Here is a 19,396-nt window from a genome sequence, read left to right as displayed (position 1 = left end):
ATGTGGAAAACAATTTTACGCCGAATCTTGATTATGATTCCCGAATTAATTGTCTTAAGTATCTTAGTGTTTTGGATGGCCAAAGCGATGCCGGGAGATCCATTTACCGGTTCAATTAACCCGAAGAGTAACCCCGCTGAAATTCACCGCTTGATGAAGGCTAACGGATTATTTGATCCGTGGTACGTGCAGTATTGGCACTGGGTCGTTAATTTATTCCATGGAAATTTAGGGATGAGTTACGAATATCAAATGCCAGTGGTGGATCTAATTAAGCAACGGGGACTTAACACGCTGTGGTTAGCGGTCTTTACGATGATTTTAACGTATGTAATTGGACTGCCATTAGGGATTTATGCCGGGAAGAACGAAGGTAAATGGTCGGATACGTTGATTCGAATCTATACCTACGTCACCATGTCAATTCCGTTTTTCGTGGTTCTGGTAATTGGAATCTGGATTTTTGGTTATGCCCTCGGATGGTTTCCAACTGCTGGTTCGGTCTCACCAAGTGTTTCCGGATTAGGACCAACATTACTATCGCGCTTAGGACACATCATCTTACCGGGACTGCTGGGGGCCTTGTTTGGAACTGTGAACATTATTCAGTACTTACGGTCCCAGGTAATTGATTCCAAACATTCGGCCTTTGTGAAAACGGAAGTTGCGAAGGGGGTTCCCAGTCAGGCCATTTATCGGCACCACATTTTTAGAAACTCGGTCTTGCCGATTGCCGCCTTTGCCGGCTACTCGATTACGGGGTTGCTAGCCGGGTCCATTTTTACCGAAATGATTTTCTCATACCCAGGGATGGGGCAACTGTTCTTAAATGCGGTGAACTACCGTGATTACACGGTTATCACGACGCTCGTGTTACTGTACGGATTCTTGAATCTGCTAGGGACTTTACTTTCAGACATTGTCTTGAGCATCGTGGATCCACGGATTCGGATTGAGTAGGAAGGAGGAGCGCAGATGGCAGATGAGCTTAGTGGTCGCAATGAGTTGGCGGCTGACGAGTTGTTAGAACTTTCCAAAGAAGCGGAAAAAGAAGCTACCCCGAGTACGATTCGGGTGATGCTGAAGGAATTTAAAGCAGATAAAACCGCGATGGCTTCCGTAATTTTTATCATTGCTTTTATCCTGTTAGTGGTAATTGGTTCTTTCTTGATCAACGTACCCCAAATCATGCAGACCGATTTAATGGGTTACTACGCTAAACCCTTTACGAATTACATTTTAGGGGGTGATTCCTCCGGACGACCAATCTTTTCCCAGCTGATTGTTGGCTCTAGAAATTCCATTCTAATTGCGATTGGGTTAACTGCTATTTCATCCACCTTTGGGATTGGATATGGATTAGTGTCTGGCTACTACGGCGGATACGTCGACCTAACAATGCAACGGGTTTACGATTTTATGATGATTATCCCGATGTTAATGACCATTATCGTATTAGTGACGATTATCCCACACTATAATGCAATTACGTTAACCCTGCTCCTATCAATCTTTTACTGGATGGGAACGTCCCGCTTGATTCGATCTAGTACGTTGGCCGAGGCGCAAAAAGACTATGTGGCGGCTTCCAAAGTTTCTGGAACCAGTAACTTAAAAATCATGTTCCGTGAAATTTTACCGAACATTTCTTCATTAATTGTTGTTGATACCACATTATCATTCGCAGAAAACATCGGGGTTGAAACGGGACTATCCTACTTGGGATTCGGGCTTCCCGATGGGACTCCCTCGTTAGGGACGTTGATTGCGAACGCCAACGACCCGAACAACATTACCCAGTACTGGTGGACGTGGTTACCGGCCGCCGTAGAGATCATTCTGTTATGTTTAGCGATTAGTTACGTGGGACAAGTATTACGGCGCACTGCGAATGCTTCACAACGGCGCGCAAGTTAATTACTAAAGGAGGTGGTGACGAATTTTACAGCGGTTACGATGTTTACGAAACTTTAGCTTAAAGGAGGAAAAACAGACAATGAAAAAACGACACAAACTAGCTCTATGGGGGAGCGTTGCCGTAGTGGCACTGTCACTGGCAGCCTGTTCTAACGGCGGCAGTGATGCGACTGCTAAAACACCCAAACTCCCACAAACCTATAGTGCTGCAGGGAAATCAGATGCTAAGGCGAACGATGGGACTTTGAAAATCGGCGAGGTTTCTCCATCTCCGTTTACTGGGATTTCCGATCCAATTTTATTGGGTGATAAAACGGATGCAGATGTTTTTCTCCCAGGCGGACAAAATAACCTGTTTGCCACCGATAATAATTACAAGATTAAAGATGGTGGGTTGGCAAACCTGCGTTTAGACCGGAAAAATAATACGGCAACCATCATCTTGCGAAATAATGCCAAGTGGTCGAACGGAATGCCGGTTACGGCTAAGGACGTGGAGTATGCCTACGAAGTATTGGCTAATCCCCAAACGAAATCACAGCAATATTCAGATGACTTTGAACACATCAAGGGAATGAAGGATTACCACGACGGGAAGGCCGATAAGATTACGGGAATCTCTTTCCCAGATGGTGAAAACGGCAAGAAGACGGTTATTCAATATGATCGGATCACACCGGCCATGCAGTACGCTGGAAACTACTTCATGTGGGGAACAGTTGAACCGTATGAATACTTGAAGGACGTTAAGATTCCGGATCTCGTTGCTTCTGATAAGATTCGGAAAACACCGATCTTTACCGGGGCTTACAAGCTTGATAAAGTCGTGGAAGGGGAGTCAACGAGTTGGAGTCCGAATAAGTATTACTGGGGTAAAAAGGCGCATATCAAACACATCAACATTCAAATCGTTTCACCAAGTAACGTGACGGCCGCGTTGAAAGCGAAGAAGTATGACTTTACCCAGGGAGTCCAATCTGCAGCTGACTATCCAAAGATTGCCAAAATGAGTAACTACCAAGTGGTTGGGCAACCTGATTTAGGATATTACTACTTTGGATTTAACCTAGGGCACTTCGACACGAAGACTAATAAGCAGGTTACCGACAAGAACAAGAAAATGAATAACAAGAATTTGCGCCAGGCCATGATGTATGCCATTGACCAGGATGAAGTTGCTAAGAAGTTTGGAAACGGGGTTTCTTGGCGAGCTAATACCCTGATTCCACCGGTCTTTAAGAAGTACTATAACAAACAGGCTCAGGGATACCCATACGATGAAGCCAAAGCCAATAAATTGTTAGATCAAGCTGGTTACAAGAAGAAAGGTAAATGGCGGGTACAGCCAAATGGGAAACCATTGGAAATTAACTTTGCGGCGTCAAATAGTTCTGAAGCTTCAAATGCAACTAGTAAGTATTACGTTCAGCAATGGCGGAAGATCGGCCTGAACGTGAAGTTTACCACTGGTAAGTTGATGGAAGGAAATAGTTATCTAGACGCATTGAGAAAACCTGATAACAAGGACATTGATGTTTGGCGGGGCGGATTCTCGGTTAGTTCTGAACCCACTCCTACTGCACTGTATGGGAAGAGCGCGCCATTCAACATGGGTCACTTTGTATCCAAGGAAAACACGCAACTGATGAACAACATGAATAACGACAAGGCTTGGAATGAAAAATACCGGGCTAAACAGTTCAAGGACTGGCAGGAATACATGAACAAGGAAGCAGCTTATGCTCCAAGTTCATTCTCACTAGATTGGCAGCCAGTTAACAAACGGGTGAAGGGCTATAGTGTTAAACCAGCTGATAGCGACAACCAATTTAGTAATTTGCAACTTACGCAAACTGAAACCAAATAATTTCTAATTTTTGGACTCATGATGATTTTATCGTTATGAGTTTTTTTATAACCAAGAGATGCTAGTATTAGAAAGTAATAAACTAACTTATAGCTCATGTTGATCTCTATAATTTATAAAAAGATGCTTATTAACTAGGAAGAAACTGGATTTAATTATGTGGAAAGGAGCAGTAATCATGATTGTGAATAACCTAAATCAAACAATTAAAATCGTAACTAATTCCCCAAAAGAATTTAAAAGAATGCTGGATATAATTCGGCCTTCCGCTCAAACTAGAAAAAGTCTAGAATACAGGAAGAGTATCAAACAGGTACAAGCTAAATTAAATAAATCAGAATTTTGAAAAATGAGCAAACCAATGAAAAAAGACCAAGTTATTTCGCTGACCACCTTTGTGATTACTTTGGTTACGTTGGCAATTTCACTGTATAATTTCTTGCGAGAATTAACGAATTTTGAAGATTAAATTTCTGCATAACAAAAGAGCCGTAACCGACGAAACGTCAGTTACGACTTTTTTAGTTTGCGTTTAAATTAACACATGTCCATGCCCATCTTGTGGTAGGATTCCAAGCTCTTGATTTTCAAGTCTTCTGGACGACAGTGCCGTTCTTCAGCCAGGGCATCCATCAAGGTTTTCATGTCCATCAGTTTGTATTTCTTGTGCGGATCATCCTTGGTGTAAACCTGTAGTTGTGCCATCATGCCCCCATCTTCGTGTTCGATGATGTGGCAGTGGTACATGAAGACCCCGGGGAGGTTAAATTTCATCTTCACCCGCACGGTTTCGCCCGCGTTGACCCCGATGGTATCTTTGTAACCGCGCTCGTTGGGATATGGTGCTTTTCCATTTCGCGAAACTACCATGAACTGACCACCGTGGGAGTGGTAGGGGTGAATCATGCCCCCACAACAATCGTTAGTGTTCGTGATGTCCCAGTATTCGGATTTTCCGAGTTCTTGTCGGTCATCAATCCGCATCATCCCAAATTTTTTCCCGTTGATTTGAACTTCTTCGTCAGTTCCAGACATTACAACTTGGTGGACCAAGGCGTCTTTGTCAGGATCTGGATACTCGACGTCAGCAAGGTGATCCGGAATTTCCGTGTCATCCGTGGCGAATTCGTGAATCTTGAACTTGAGAATCGGCGTGTCATCAGAGTACAAGGTCACTTCGTCGCCTGGTTTGTACTTGCCAAAGTCTAAAACAACTTCCGTCCGTTCGGCACAGGTCATCATTAACTTGGTTAGGTAAACTGGTTCAGGCAATAAGCCACCGTCAGAAGCGATTTGGGTCATCACCATGTCATCGCTGAGGTGCAAACGCCATTCCCGCCGGTTCGAACCGTCTAAGAATCGTAACCGCAATTTTTGCGTGGTAACGTCAAAGTAGGGATTGACGGTTCCGTTAATTAGGGCCGTTGGACCGGCAGTTCCATCGGGATCGTAGTCATCGTCGTAGTTCCACTGGTTGTGTTCGTCAAACCGGCGGTCTTGCAGGATTACCGGAAGATCGTCCACCCCGTAGTTCCGTGGCAATGGCAACGTTGCTTCGTGTTGGTCTTTGACGACCACCGCACACGCAAGGCCATGCCAAACGTCCCAACCAGTTAAAGGACACGGATGAGCGTGCAACCAAGTTGTTGCAGCTGGTTGATGGATTGGGAATTCGATTTCCTTAGCTTCCCCAGGGTAAACCGGTGCGTGACAACCACCGTCAATGTACGGACCAGAAACGTCTAGGCCGTGCCAGTGGTAGGTAGTTAATTCGGGAAGACTATTTTTTAGGGTAACATGGTAGTTTTTACCATCTTCATAAATAATCGTTTTCCCCAACAAACTTTGATTGTAACCCCAGGTTTTGGTTGGTTCCCCCGGTAAAATTTGGGTTTCCCCTGGTTGGGCTTCCACGGTGTACCAAACATCATTCCCCTCGACCTTGTCAGGTTTGAGTAATTCGGGGATGTTGAGCTTACTTTCGGGAGCATCGTGCTTTTCCAACGGAACGTAGCCGCCATCGTGATAATCATAAGCGGATTCGTTGAAAAAGTAATCAGTATAAACGTGGTGCTTTGCTTGATCTTCCATTGTTTTCCACCCTTTCTATTGGTTCCCCTCTAGTTTACTACAATTCCAAATTGGATAAAGCTTTTTTTAATTTACGAAAAAATAATGTTACAACTTACCTTATTCCTAAACTAAAGTAAGGAATTATTAAGCACTGCTTACGGGGCTTGGATGTGGTTAGTTAAAACTGCAATCAACGACTGTTCCTTAGGGGTGAGCACGTGGCTTTTGCGGTAGGCAACCGAGACGTAAAAGGGGGGCAGTTCATCGTCTGCAATCGTGAGGGCCACTAGGTCATCACCGGGTTGAATGGCTTCGTCCGTGAGGAGCGCGGCCCCCACTCCGCGGCTAACTAACTGTTTGAGTAATTCCACGTCACTGGTAGTGTAGCTCACGTGAACGTGTAAACTGTGCTCTTTTAGGAGATCAGCAAAGACCTGCTGGTGGATGAAGTCGGGGGTAAAGGTGATGACATCCTGGCTTGCTAGGGCTTTGATTTTGACACTTGGTTGTTGTGCGAGCGGGGAGTCCTTGGCCACGATTAGTTTGAAGTCACTCTGAGCGACGACCTGGGCTGCAATTGTGGGGCTGGCAAGGGGGGTCGCCGAACCTAACAGTGCCACATCGACGCTTCCCTTTTTGAGCCGTTCGAGTAGGGATGCTGAACCACCCTCCACGTGATCAAGACTATCAAGAATCCCGTCGGAACGGAGGGTGACGGCCAGTTCCGGGAAGTAATAATGGGCAACGATCGGCGGCATCCCAAAGTTAATGTGTTCTCCACTTTGGTTGTCCAAATCCCGTTGGATTTCTTTAACCTGAGTGGCAATTTTTTGGGTGTGCGCGTAGAGAGTAGCTCCCGCTTGGTTAATTTTGATGTGGTGGTGGGACTGATTCCGATTAATTAATTCTGTGTTAAATTCATGCTCCAGCCGGTGGATGGCGATTGAGATGGTTGGTTGGCGTACGCCAAAGTATTCAGAAACCGCCGTGTAACTCTGCAGTTCCACCAGCTTATTAAAATAAAGTAGGTCTTGGAGTTTGATGGTTTCACCTCATATAAATAATATTTATGGAAGCTAGAAGTTTGACTATTGTTTTTGTCCTGCCTTAAGATGGGATTGTTTAAAATGGATGACTTGGATGATAGCTCCATTACTGTACCTATTATACTACGAACAAAGGAGTTTTAGCTTATGACAAAGAGCCAAGCAATCGTTAACAATCCCTTTCTGAACAAGGGAACTGCGTTTACGGAAGCAGAACGAAAAGCGTTAAACCTGGAAGGAATGCTACCACCGCGCGTTCAAACCCTCGATCAACAGGTAGAACGAGTTTACGCTGAATACCAACAAAAGAGTAACGACCTGGAAAAACGGGTTTACTTGATGAGTATTTTCAACGAAAACCGGGTGCTATTTTACGCAACGTTTGCTAAGCACGTTAGTGAATTCATGCCCGTGGTGTACGACCCGACGATTGCAGAATCAATTGAAAACTACAGTCGGATGTACGTAAACCCACAAAATGCCGCCTTCTTGTCAATTAACGATGGCAGCCGGGAAACGATTCGGCAAAGTTTACTTAACGCTGCTGAAGGTCGTGACATCGAACTGTTAGTGGTGACTGATGGGGAAGGAATTCTGGGAATCGGTGACTGGGCAACCCAGGGAATTGACATTCCGGTTGGAAAACTGATGGTTTACACAGCGGCTGCTGGCATTGATCCTGCGAAGGTCTTACCAGTGGTCTTAGATGCCGGCACGACGCGGGATGCATTACGCAAAGATCCGTTATACGTTGGTTTAGATCAAGAACGGGATTACTCTGACAAATACTACCAGTTTGTTGATAATTTTGTTCAAGAAGCCGAAGACCTCTTCCCGAACCTGTACCTGCACTTTGAAGACTTTGGGCGGGCCAACGCCGCTAACATCCTTGATAAGTACAAGGATCAATTCCTGGTCTTTAATGATGACATCCAAGGAACGGGCATTATCGTGTTAGCTGGAGTACTGGGCGCCTTAAACATCTCTGGGGAAAAGATGACGGACCAAACTTACCTCTGTTATGGAGCTGGAACGGCCGGAGCCGGAATTGCCCAGCGGGTCTGTGAAGAAATGGTGCAAGCAGGTCTCTCGGAAGCAGAAGCTAAAAAACACTTCTACATGGTTGACAAGCAGGGACTCTTGTTTGATGACATGCCGGATTTAACTCCCGCTCAAAAAGCATTTGCACGGAGTCGTTCTGAATTTGAAAACAGTGAAACTTTAACTGATCTGCTTTCAATTGTGAAGGCGGTGCAACCAACTATCATGGTTGGAACGTCAACGAACCCTGGATCCTTCACGGAAGACGTTGTGAAGGAAATGGCTGCTCACACGGAACGGCCCATTATTCTCCCAATTTCTAACCCAACCAAGTTATGTGAAGCTAAAGCTGCTGACTTGATTAAGTGGACTGACGGTCGGGCCTTAGTTGCTACCGGGGTTCCAAGTGCTCCCGTTGAATACAATGGAGTTACTTACGAAATTGGTCAAGCTAACAACGCCTTGGTTTACCCGGGAATTGGTTTAGGTGCAATCGCTGCTACGGCCACTACGTTAAATGATGAAATGATTAGTGCAGCGGCTCACTCACTTGGTGGAATTGTTGATCCAAGTCAACCAGGGGCTGCTATCTTACCACCAGTTGATCAATTAACTAAGTTCTCGCAAACGGTTGCGAATGCGGTAGCGCAAAGCGCAGTTGATCAAGGAGTGACCCGAGAAAAGATTAGTGACGTGAAGGGTGCAGTTGAAAACGAAAAATGGTACCCCGTTTACACTGATCTCACTAATTTAGCTAACAAATAAAACGATTAATTTAGGAGGATTGAGCGTCAATGACAGCGTTTTTAACTTCATTGTCAAGTGTCGGTGAAATCGTCCTCGTTATTGCCTTAGGTTACTGGTTACGGAAATCGGGCCGATTAGGCGACACTTTTAAAGGCAGCATTTCATACATTATTATGAACATTGCGCTACCAGTTTCGATTTTTATGTCCGTGGTTACTAATTTAAACCGGGATAAGTTGATTAGTCTGTCCAGTGGGTTGCTGTACGTCTTCATCAGTTTTTTCCTCGGTTATCTAGTTGCCATCGCCATGGTTTATCTATTCAAGATTCGCAAGGGACGGCGGGGAACGTTCGTTAACATGGTGGTGAATGCGAACACCATCTTCATCGGAATGCCACTAAACATGGCTTTGTTCGGTGATAAAGGGTTACCATACTTCCTGCTGTACTACCTGATGAACACGATTTCAACCTGGGCCATCGGAATCTTCTTTATCTCTGCTGATGATCCAACGAAGACCAAGGCCGATCGTGGGTCGGCGAAGTTTAACTGGAAAAAGTTACTGCCTGCGCCGTTGATTGGATTCTTAGTGGCTCTCGTTTGGTTGATTTTGGGCTTACCAATTACATTCATCGTGGAACCACCTGCTTTCCCAATGCTCGGGAAGACGTTCACGATGATTGGTGGCTTAGTAACACCACTGTCCTTGATTTACATTGGGATTATTCTGGCCGATGCCGGCTTGAATTCTATCCACTTTGACCGGGATACCATTCTGGCCCTCGCTGGTCGGTTTGTCCTTGCTCCCGCTATCATGATTGGGGTGTTAATGGCCTTTACTGGATTGGGGGCCAGCGTTCCGAGTGCAGAATTGAGTACTTTTGTGATTCAATCTGCCGCTCCTGGACTTGCTGTGCTTCCAATCTTAGTTGGAAACGCGCATGGAGACGTCGATTACGCTACGAATGTAGTTGTTACCAGTACCGTTCTCTTCGTGGTTGTAGTTCCAATTTTAATGGAAATCATTACGTTCCTATAAGATGACGAATTAAAAGGGGTTTGCTGTCAGTAGCAAGCCTCTTTTTGTGTTTCAAGGGGATTTATGGCAGAATTAAACAGAGATAATGAAGGGGTTTTAAATGATGACAGATAAACTAACCGCCGTGGCTAATTTTGTCCAGACAACGATGGCCGGAGATCAATCCGGGCATGGTTATGATCACATTGAACGGGTGGTTAACCTAACGCGCCAGTTACTAGCCGAGAATCCGGCGAATGGTGAGATTGCGTTAACCGCTGCCTATTTGCACGATTGCTTTGACGAAAAATTAACTTCGGATCCCGATGCGGCGCGTGCGCGAGTCACGGAGCAGTTAACCGCCATTGGGTATCAACCAGCAGCAATTACAGCGATTCTAGCAATCATTGATCACATGTCATTTGCGGCTAACCTAGAGCATCACCAGCAGTTGAGTCCCGAAGGGCAACTGGTGCAGGATGCGGACCGCTTGGATGCCTTAGGAGCAATTGGGATTGCCCGCACCTTTGCGTATGGCGCCGTGCACGGCTATGCCATGTATGACCCCCAGGTTCGGCCCCGGACTAACCTGACGAAAGCCAACTACCGGCAACCCGAAACGACGATTAACCATTTTTATGAAAAGTTGTTTAAACTGCCAGAGCAAATGAACACGGTGACGGCTCGCCGCCTTGGCAACGAGCGCAAGCAGTACATGCAGGAGTTTGTGGCAGAGTTTAAGGCGGAATGGAACGAGCTGTAGGAAGTAGGAAAAAGGGGGCGGATGATGAAACGTCGCTTAGCACACGTCCAAGCTTACGTGCAAGCAGAGATGGCTGCGGATCACACGGGGCATGATGTAGCCCACGTAAATCGGGTCGTTAGCCTTGCCCGGCAGTTGTTACAGACGGAACCCGCAAATGAGGAACCAACCCTCGTTATTGCCTATTTGCACGACGTGGGCGATGAAAAGTTGACGGAGACCCCTGCTCAAAAACGGCAGGAAGTCAGTGCTAAGTTACAAGAGTGGGGTTATCCGCCGGCTCTCGTTATGAAGATCATGGCAGATATTGCTCACCTGTCGTTTGCTAAGAACTTAGAGCATCCCTATCACTTGGATCGAGCCGGGCAAATTGCTCAGGATGCCGACCGCTTGGATGCCTTAGGTCCAATTGCGATTGCACGGACCTTTGCCTACGGGGCCATTCATGACTTGCCGATGTATGCTCCAGAAAATGAGCCAGCAGTGCTCAGCACGAAACAAGCATATCGACAGGCTCGGGATACCTTCCACCACTATCAAGCCCGATCAGAACGAGTAGTTGCCCAGTTAAATACCCCAACGGCCCGCCGGTTAGCTGCCCCACGAATGGCAGCAACCCGGCGGTTTTTGGCGCGGTTTAGGATTGAGTGGCAGGGAGGTGCCTAAATAGCAGTGCTGGGTGCTAGCACGAACTGGCAAAAATTAACCGCTGGTGGGTTTGAGAATGTGGTAAGATTAAGTGGTAAAAGAGATTCTAAACTAGTAACAAGCTCGTGAAATGGAGGTAGAAAGCATGAAAAAGGTGTTAGTCTTAGGGGCTGGCTACGCTGGGTTACGCGCCTGTAAACGCTTGGCAAAGAGTAAACAGGATCTAGAAGTGACCCTCGTTGACCGCACCCCATATCATTATGATGCGACCCAACTATATCGCGTTGCGGCTGGTAGCATTTCCGCGGCCAAGATCATGTTTCGGATTCCGGACCTGATTAGTCCTAAAATCAAGTTTATTCAAGATGAAGTCCAGTTGATCAATGGGGAGCAAAACACGGTTACGTTAGCCGAGCATGGCGAAATCGGGTATGACTACTTATTTAATGGGCTCGGGTTTGAACCCGAAACGTTTAACACGCCGGGCGCGGCGACCACTGGCTTGCAAATTAGTAACATTGAAAACTCCACTCGTGATGCCGAAGCGTTACAAACGGCTTTGGAACAGTATGCTCAAACCAAGGATTCCAAGTTTTTACGCGTAGTAACGGTCGGTGGAGGTTTTACCAGCATCGAACTGCTTGGTGAATTAGTACATATGGTTCCAAAGTGGGCCAAGCAGTATGGCTTTAAACGCGATGACTTTCAGATTACCTGTATCGCGCCAGATTTCTTAGGCATGTTTAACGAAAAACAAGCTACATATGCAAAACGATATTTAGAAAAAAAGGGCGTCCGGTTTATGTTGGGCGTTACGGTTAACCAGGTGACTGATGACGGGGTTTTCTATGGCGATGATAACCAGTTTATCGAAGCGGCCCGGGTCTTTTGGACAGCGGGGGTGAAGGGGAGCGATGTAATCGCAGCCTCTGGCTATGAGGAACGCCGGAACCGGGTGCTGGTTAACGATGACATGAGTTTGACGGCTTATCCGAATCAATACTTAATTGGAGACGTTTCCGCCGTCCAGGAACCGCAGTCGGGCCGGGTTTATCCCACGACTGCTCAGATTTCGATTTATGAAGCTAGCAACGCTGTGGCTAACTTTGAAAATAAACTAGCCGGAAAACCGGTCGTTGCGTTCAACTATCATTCATTAGGGACCGTTTGTTCACTGGGTCCTTACAACGCCGTAGCTGATGTTGCGCTCGGTGGTTTAAGTGTGAAAATTAACGGATTCCCAGCGGCAGTGTTGAAAAACATCATCTTTAAACGTAGTAGTTATGAACTATCTGGATTGAAAATGATGCTCCAAAGTTAATTGAAAGCGAGATTAGAATAATGTTAAATGTTGGCATGAGCGTGGTTTCATTAGCGCGGTTCCAGTTCGCTATGACCACGATTTTTCACTTTTTCTTCGTACCAATGTCCATCGGTTTAGGATTACTGGTGGCAATCATGGAAACGATGTATGTAATTAAAAAGCAACCTGTGTACCTAACGATGACCAAATTCTGGGGGAAACTCTTTTTGCTGAGTTTTGCGGTTGGAGTGGTAACCGGAATCATTCAAGAATTTCAGTTTGGGATGAACTGGTCGAACTATTCCCGGTTCATGGGGGATATTTTCGGTGCGCCGCTTGCCATCGAAGCGTTACTGGCCTTTTTTTTAGAATCAACCTTCTTAGGGGTCTGGATGTTCACCTGGGACAAAATGAAACCGGTATGGCATGCCCTGATGATCTGGCTTGTGGTAATTGGATCCACGTTATCCGCCCTGTGGATTTTAGCGGCCAATAGTTTTATGCAGAACCCGGTCGGATACAAAATTGACCCGAAAACGGGCCACGCGGTAATGACGGATTTTTGGGCCATCATTAAGAACCAACAACTGTGGTACGAATTTCCCCACGTAATCTTTGGGGCCTTTGTAACGGGGAGCTTTATTATCGCGGGAGCCTCTGCGTGGATGCTCTTTCGTAAAAAGTCCCCGGCATTCTTCCGCAAATCAATGCGGTTAGCCCTCGTAATCGGGTTATTCGGGTTAGTTGGAAGCTTCCTATCTGGTGATAGCCAGATGCTGTACCTGACGAAAAACCAGCCGATGAAGTTTGCGGCGTCCGAAGGGGAATACCAGAACGCCAAGAGTCCGGCGGCGTGGAGCGTGGTCCAAATTTCCAACACCAAGGAAAAGACCGCTACATATCGAATTGAGATTCCCTACATGTTAGATATTTTGACCTACCATAAACCGAGTGGAGATATCACCGGGATGGATCAGGTTAACCGGGAACTCCATCAAAAGTATGATAAGAAGTTTGGAAAGCACATGAATTATTACCCGCCCGTTAACGCGTTGTTCTATTCCTTCCGAATCATGGTAGCCGGTGCAGGAGCACTAGGGATGCTGTCATTGCTAGGGCTCTGGTTCTCACGGAAGAAAAAGAATACCATTATGCGGCAAAAATGGCTTCTACTGTTACTGAGTCTTGCCACCTTTGGACCGTTTCTCATTAACAGTTGTGGTTGGCTAGTAACCGAACTAGGGCGGGCCCCCTGGGTTGTGTACGGGCTCTTACCCATCGCCGATGCGGTTTCGCCTAGTACTAGTGCAACGGCCGTGCTCTTTACCATCATTGTGTACTTCTGCCTTTTCTCCTTCCTAGGGATTTTCATGTTTCTGTATGCCAAGCAAAACCTGGAAAAGGGACCGGAAGCAATTGATGACACGATTCAATACGATACGGAAGATCCGTTTTCAAAGGAGGCCTTTAGCAAATGAGTTTTTTACAACTATTGTGGTACGCCGTCATTGGCCTACTCTTTGCCGTTTTTCTCGTTTTAGATGGAGCCGACCTGGGCATTGGCATGGCCACCCGGTTGTTGGCCTTTAACTACGATGAACGACAACAGTTATTACGGACAATCGGACCCCATTGGGATGGCAACGAAGTGTTTCTGATCACCGCAGGGGGAGCCATGTTTGCCTCGATGCCCATGTGGTATGCGAGTCTCTTCTCCGGCTTTTACCTGTTACTCTTTTTAGTGTTAATCGCGCTGATTTTTCGGGGCGTGTCCTTTGAATTTGCTGAAAATGCTGAAACTAAACGGGGACGCAACGCCTGGATGTGGACGAACTTCTGGGGGAGCTTTTTCACGGCCTTTCTCCTCGGGATGCTATTTACCGCGATGATTCAAGCCGTGCCAATGGATGCGCATGGTGATATCTTTGCCAGTTTTGGTGACGTCGTTAATCCGTTGTCGTTACTTGGGGGCGTGGCGCTCACCGCACTGTGTCTCTACCAAGGGTTACACTACGCAACGTTGCGAACATCAGGACTAATGCGGTATCACGCCGCCACGTTATGTGGTAATTTGTATTGGGCAGCTTATCCAGTGGAAGTCCTGTTTGCGTTGGCCCTCTACCTGCAAACGGATTTCTTTGTCACCCATCCGGTGGCCACGATCCTATTTCTAGTGATGATCGTCTTGTCCACGTTAGTGGGGCACTTAGCAACGCTCCGTGACTACGAATGGACGGCGTACTTAGCCAGTACGATTACCCTGAGTGCCGTAGTGGCGCTCATCTTCGTGGGCCTGTTCCCAAACGTATTAATCGCAAGGAATCCCGCCCACACCTTGACCATCGTCAAGGCCTCGGCCACGCCGTACACGTTAGGCGTCATGACCATCGTGCTCTGTGTGTTACTCCCAATCGTGATTGCGTACTTTACGTGGAGTTACGTGTCACAGTGGCACCGGGTTTCGTTACAAGAAGTGCAAGCAGAGGAAGCTGGTTATTAGACCACAGTAAGGATTGATAAAATGTTTGATCAACAGTTACTATCAATTCCCGGAATTAAACCATTGATTGGCAAATTAAGTGGACTAGCAGTCCTCCAGGCACTCGCAATCGTGCTAGAAGCCGTTTTTTTGGCACGGGCGTTAGTGTTAGTGTGGCAACGAACAAAGATAGCGGACCTAATTTGGCCAGTGCTATCTTTTTTTGTTTTTTTTGCCTTTCGGTACTTAATTACTCGAATTGAAAATCAGATGACGGAGACCTTTGCAGCACGAGCGGTAGCTCGGTTAAAAAGCCAGTTATTGCACCAGGAGTTCCGCCTCGGACCGCGGATGGTGAGGGAGATTGGCTCCGGCCACGTGGTGACGTTAGCGTTGGAAGGGTTAGATCAGGTCCAAAATTATTTAAATTTAATCGTGATAAAAACGATTAATCTCGCCATTTTGCCGTGGTTAATTGTGGCCTACATTTTCTATGTAAATTGGTTATCTGGGATCATTTTACTGGTGATGTTCCCAGTCATTATCCTGTTTATGGTGATTTTGGGCCTGTCCGCCAAAGCTAAATCCGACCGGCAGTATGCCGAATTTAAACAAATGGCGAACGTGTTTGTTGATAGCATTCGGGGCTTAAAGACCCTGAAATTATTTGGGTTGAGCAAGCAGTATGGTTCCAATATTTACCGCGTTAGTGAGAATTATCGTAAGAGCACGATGAGCGTGTTGAAAGTGGCGTTATTATCGACCTTTGCCCTTGATTTTTTCACCACGATTTCGATTGCAATCGTTGCGGTGTTGCTCGGGCAAGCTCTGATTAGTGGTACAATTGGTCTTCTGCCCGCGCTGACCATTTTAATTTTGTGTCCCGATTACTTCTTACCGGTCCGTGACTACGGTGACGATTACCACGCAACGCTCGATGGAAAGAATGCGTTGACCGAGGTGAACGCCATTTTGGCACTCCCGACGCCCCACAGTCAGATTTCCCTTACTAAGTTTACGAATTGGACGGCGACGAGTACTCTGACGACCCGGGACTTGAGCTTTCGATATACACCGGATGCTGCGCCGGCGCTTGCCCACCTCAACTTGACGATCCATGGGTATCAAAACGTTGGTATCATTGGGAAGTCCGGGGCGGGGAAGTCGACGCTGCTAAACGTGCTTGGCGGGTGGCTGGAACCCACGAAAACACCAGCAGCACTGGTTGTGGACGGCCAAGCAGTTGATAGTTTGGCGCAAGCGACCTGGCAAAAGCACATTAGTTACATTCCCCAACATCCGTATTTATTTGCGGGAACCGTCGCTGAGAACGTAGCCTTTTACAAACCGGATGCCAGTGAGGCCGAGTTACAACGCGCCCTTCAGCAAGCCGGGTTAGATCAGTTTGTGGACTCCCTTCCGGCCGGATTAGCAACGCGGATTGGTGAAGGTGGTCGGGGAATTAGTGGTGGGCAAGCCCAACGAATCGCCCTAGCTCGAGCGTTGTTAGATCAAGAGCGGACCATTTTGTTGTTCGATGAGCCCACGGCCCATCTCGACCTGGAAACGGAGTACGAATTAAAACAAACTATGGTGTCGGCCTTTCACCACCACCTCGTGTTATTTTCGACTCACCGACTCCACTGGCTGAGTGCCATGGATTATGTACTCGTGATGGATCAGGGTCAGATTGTGGACCAAGGGACACCGGCGGAATTACAGCAACATCAGGGGGATTACCATGCCCTGGTAAATGAGATTCGAGGTGAGCATAATGTCGACTAAGTGGCAACAAGATCAGTGGGTTCGCCCCAATTTAAAGCAATATCAAAAACTACTTGCTCTGGTTTTTTTCTTGGGTGTCCTGACCATTTTGTGTGGGGTCGGCCTCATGTTTGTGGCGGGTTATCTAATTAGTAAAACTGCGACCCACCCCTATAACATCTTGCTAGTTTACGTGCCGGTGTTGTTAACCCGGGCGTTTGGGATTGGTCGACCGGTGTTTAAATATTTAGAACGGATTAACAGCCATAATTGGGTGTTGAAGGTGACTTCAAGTTTGCGCCAACACCTCTATGTTACCCTAGAAAGCTCAGCGTTGTTTTTGCGTGAACGGTTTCAATCCGGGAAGTTGTTAGGTTTTTTAGACGACGACATTGACCACTTGGAAAACTTTTACTTACGTACCATTTTTCCGATGGTGGTGGCCTACCTCACTGGAATTTTGATTTTACTGGGATTAAGCATCGTGAGCTGGCCCTATGCCCTCATCATGTTCGGATTGTTTAGCGTGATTTTACTGGTAATTCCTTATTTTTCCCAAGCAATTCAAGGAGCTACCCGCGTGCGCCAGCGGGCTCGCGTGCAGGATTCCTATCAACGATTGCTGGATGCGACCATGGGAATCTCCGACTGGATGATTTCTGGTCGGGAAACGGAGTTCTTGGATCAGGTGCAAAAGCAGGACCAACCAGTTGCGCGGTTGAAGCACACGGCCGATCGGTTTGACTGGAATCGGGATCTGCTGGTGAAGGGACTGTTTGGGCTAATGATTGTGGTGACGATTGGTTGGGCGGACCTAACCCTGACCGGGCATCAAGCCACTGCCAACTACGCAGCTGCCTTTACGCTCGGCATTTTTCCGCTCATGGATGCCTTTAGCATGGTTCCCCAAGCAGCGGAAGAGGGACCCATGTACGAAGAGTCGTTACAACGTTTAAACGATTTATCCCGTCAGGTACCAACTTCATCGGCGGTTGCCCAGAAACTGCCCCAGCCCACGGACTTTCACAAGTTGCAGTTTGCAGACGTTAGTTTTCGTTATAATCCTAGCGAAGCGGCCATTATTCAGCACGTTTCGTTTACCGTACCAGCCGGCCAGTCCCTGGCAATCATTGGACCGAGTGGGGTCGGGAAAACGACGCTCTTAGAGTTATTAACCGGTAGCTTAGTTCCAACGCAGGGGCAGGTCTGGTTTAATCAGACGCCAGCCAGGGACCTACAACCGGTCGCGGACCAGTGGTTTAGTGTGTTAGATCAACAACCCTTTTTATTTAATACAACCATGATGAACAACGTCCGGATTGGGAATGAACACGCCACTGATGCAGACGTAAAAAAAGCCATTCAGGCAGTGGGGCTGGCGGACCTAGTCGCAACCCTTCCGAATGGCTTGGAAACAGTTGTAAGTGAAAATGGAACCCGGTTATCCGGGGGCCAACGACAACGCCTGGCGCTCGCCCGTATTCTGTTGCAGGATAACCCGGTCGTGGTGTTAGACGAACCAACCGTGGGGCTCGACCCCATCACAGAACACCAACTAATGACGACCATTAATCGGGTCCTTGCTGGCAAAACCATGATTTGGGTCACCCATCACCTTCAGGGTTTAGCTCACGTTAACCAAATCATTTTTCTCGAACATGGCACCCTCCAGATGCAGGGAAAACCCGCCGAATTATACCAGCACAACGCTCGTTACCGGAACTTGTACCGTATGGATCGGGGCGACCCAACCTTATAGTTGTGCAAACACGTGGTGTAAGAGCCGCATCAGTAAGCGAGTACTGTCGTTAGCAGGTAATTCGTGGAGGAGCTGTTCGGCCTGGTTGAGGTAGCGTTCCCCCTCAGCTCGCGCAGCAGCAAGGCCTCCGCTGGCTTTCACTAATTGAACAATTGTTACTAGATCACCTGTTTCCAGGTGGTCTTTTTTTAGGAGGGCGGAGAGTTCGGCTCCCCGGTCGCTGGCAAGGGTTTTAATGATGGGGAGGGTGTAGGTCCCCTCTTGCACGTCGTGAAGGCGGGGAACTCCGGTTTGAGGGTCAATGGCAAAGTCACCCAGATCGTTGAGAATCTGGAAGGCAAACCCAATCTGATTTCCTAGCGCTTCGGCGGTCTCTACGACGGCGGTAGTGGCATTGGCTAGTTTGGCTCCCTGGCCAAAACTGAGGCGGAATAGTTCGTTCGTTTTCCCCTGCACGGACTGTAGGTATTCGGCTTCCGTCCGCTGCAGGTTAAAGTTCAGTTCGGTCTGCTGGATTTCGCCGGCGAGCACGGCCTTCATTGCGGTCACACAGGACTGCAGGTTTGCAAAGTCCGTTGAATAACTAAGTAACAGTTCAAAGTACTTTGTGAACAGAAAATCACCGAGGTAAATCGCGGTTTGCTGGCCAAACCGGGCACTTAGCGTCGGTTGACCCCGCCGCAGGGTGGCGTCATCGATCACGTCATCATGAACGAGGGAGGCCAGGTGGATGATCTCGACAGCTGCCGCGGCCTTGATTACGCGCTGCCGGGCGGGCGAGGTTTGCCCCCAGGTGCTCGCTAGGATGACAAAGGTGGCCCGGAGCATCTTACCGTTGCCCGTTACGAGAGCTTGAATCGCGGCTTGGTGCACGGGACTAGTGACCTGAAGGTTGAGTAGTTGTTGTTCCACCGCCTGCAGATCGGCCCGTAGGTGGGGTGGTAGAGCGAGAATGTGTTTATCCATGGAT

15 protein-coding genes are annotated in these 19,396 nt (G+C 47.5%); 12 read left to right on the top strand and 3 right to left on the bottom strand.

Annotated features, from left to right (window positions below):
- From M8332_RS06235 to M8332_RS06225, 3 genes are all read left to right on the top strand, one after another.
- Nucleotides 1–960, top strand: a complete 960-nt coding sequence (locus tag M8332_RS06235; RefSeq protein ID WP_252779991.1) for an ABC transporter permease — start codon at nucleotides 1–3, stop codon at nucleotides 958–960.
- Nucleotides 961–975: 15 nt separating this feature from the next.
- Nucleotides 976–1,917: an ABC transporter permease gene (locus M8332_RS06230; RefSeq protein ID WP_252779989.1), complete on the top strand. Its 942-nt coding sequence runs from the start codon at nucleotides 976–978 to the stop codon at nucleotides 1,915–1,917.
- 79 nt (nucleotides 1,918–1,996) lie between these two features.
- Entirely contained in the window at nucleotides 1,997–3,784 is a 1,788-nt protein-coding gene (locus tag M8332_RS06225; RefSeq protein ID WP_252779988.1) for an oligopeptide ABC transporter substrate-binding protein, read from the top strand.
- 537 nt (nucleotides 3,785–4,321) lie between these two features.
- On the opposite strand, the gene M8332_RS06220 is transcribed toward M8332_RS06225, so the two are convergent.
- Both M8332_RS06220 and M8332_RS06215 read right to left on the bottom strand, forming a co-directional pair.
- A complete protein-coding gene (locus tag M8332_RS06220) occupies nucleotides 4,322–5,875 on the bottom strand; it encodes a multicopper oxidase family protein (protein WP_252779986.1) in 1,554 nt (517 codons plus the stop codon).
- Nucleotides 5,876–6,012: 137 nt separating this feature from the next.
- Nucleotides 6,013–6,900, bottom strand: coding sequence for a LysR substrate-binding domain-containing protein (locus tag M8332_RS06215; RefSeq protein ID WP_289847041.1), 888 nt, complete (start codon nucleotides 6,898–6,900; stop codon nucleotides 6,013–6,015).
- Between the two features lie 150 nt (nucleotides 6,901–7,050).
- Between M8332_RS06215 and M8332_RS06210 the strand changes: the two genes are divergently transcribed.
- The 9 genes from M8332_RS06210 (at nucleotide 7,051) to cydC (ending at nucleotide 18,426) form a co-directional block, all read left to right on the top strand.
- Nucleotides 7,051–8,709: a malolactic enzyme gene (locus tag M8332_RS06210; protein ID WP_252779983.1), complete on the top strand. Its 1,659-nt coding sequence runs from the start codon at nucleotides 7,051–7,053 to the stop codon at nucleotides 8,707–8,709.
- Between the two features lie 29 nt (nucleotides 8,710–8,738).
- Nucleotides 8,739–9,731: an AEC family transporter gene (locus M8332_RS06205; protein WP_252779982.1), complete on the top strand. Its 993-nt coding sequence runs from the start codon at nucleotides 8,739–8,741 to the stop codon at nucleotides 9,729–9,731.
- Nucleotides 9,732–9,831: 100 nt separating this feature from the next.
- Complete coding sequence (locus M8332_RS06200; RefSeq protein ID WP_353937850.1) at nucleotides 9,832–10,473, top strand: HD domain-containing protein; 642 nt, start codon at nucleotides 9,832–9,834, stop codon at nucleotides 10,471–10,473.
- A gap of 21 nt (nucleotides 10,474–10,494) precedes the next feature.
- Nucleotides 10,495–11,139, top strand: coding sequence for an HD domain-containing protein (locus M8332_RS06195; protein ID WP_252779981.1), 645 nt, complete (start codon nucleotides 10,495–10,497; stop codon nucleotides 11,137–11,139).
- Between the two features lie 127 nt (nucleotides 11,140–11,266).
- Nucleotides 11,267–12,442 carry an NAD(P)/FAD-dependent oxidoreductase gene (locus tag M8332_RS06190; protein WP_252779980.1) on the top strand — a complete coding sequence of 392 codons (1,176 nt, stop codon included), beginning with the start codon at nucleotides 11,267–11,269 and terminating at the stop codon, nucleotides 12,440–12,442.
- 20 nt (nucleotides 12,443–12,462) lie between these two features.
- Nucleotides 12,463–13,902: a cytochrome ubiquinol oxidase subunit I gene (locus tag M8332_RS06185; protein ID WP_252779979.1), complete on the top strand. Its 1,440-nt coding sequence runs from the start codon at nucleotides 12,463–12,465 to the stop codon at nucleotides 13,900–13,902.
- On the top strand, nucleotides 13,899–14,924 hold the full coding sequence (cydB, locus tag M8332_RS06180; RefSeq protein WP_252779978.1) for a cytochrome d ubiquinol oxidase subunit II: 1,026 nt from the start codon (nucleotides 13,899–13,901) through the stop codon (nucleotides 14,922–14,924). The genes M8332_RS06185 and cydB overlap by 4 nt, the downstream gene beginning before the upstream one ends.
- A gap of 21 nt (nucleotides 14,925–14,945) precedes the next feature.
- On the top strand, nucleotides 14,946–16,688 hold the full coding sequence (gene cydD, locus M8332_RS06175) for a thiol reductant ABC exporter subunit CydD (protein WP_252779977.1): 1,743 nt from the start codon (nucleotides 14,946–14,948) through the stop codon (nucleotides 16,686–16,688).
- Nucleotides 16,678–18,426: a thiol reductant ABC exporter subunit CydC gene (cydC, locus tag M8332_RS06170; protein WP_252779976.1), complete on the top strand. Its 1,749-nt coding sequence runs from the start codon at nucleotides 16,678–16,680 to the stop codon at nucleotides 18,424–18,426. Before cydD ends, cydC begins: the two co-directional genes overlap by 11 nt.
- Here cydC and M8332_RS06165 read toward each other — a convergent pair.
- Nucleotides 18,421–19,392, bottom strand: a complete 972-nt coding sequence (locus M8332_RS06165) for a polyprenyl synthetase family protein (protein WP_252779975.1) — start codon at nucleotides 19,390–19,392, stop codon at nucleotides 18,421–18,423. The genes cydC and M8332_RS06165 overlap by 6 nt on opposite strands.
- Nucleotides 19,393–19,396: the final 4 nt, after the last annotated feature.

The organism is Fructilactobacillus ixorae (genome assembly GCF_024029915.1).
Lineage (GTDB): Bacteria > Bacillota > Bacilli > Lactobacillales > Lactobacillaceae > Fructilactobacillus > Fructilactobacillus ixorae.
The sequence above is the reverse complement of the archived record's forward strand: the minus strand, read 5'-3'. Positions and strand labels throughout refer to the sequence as shown.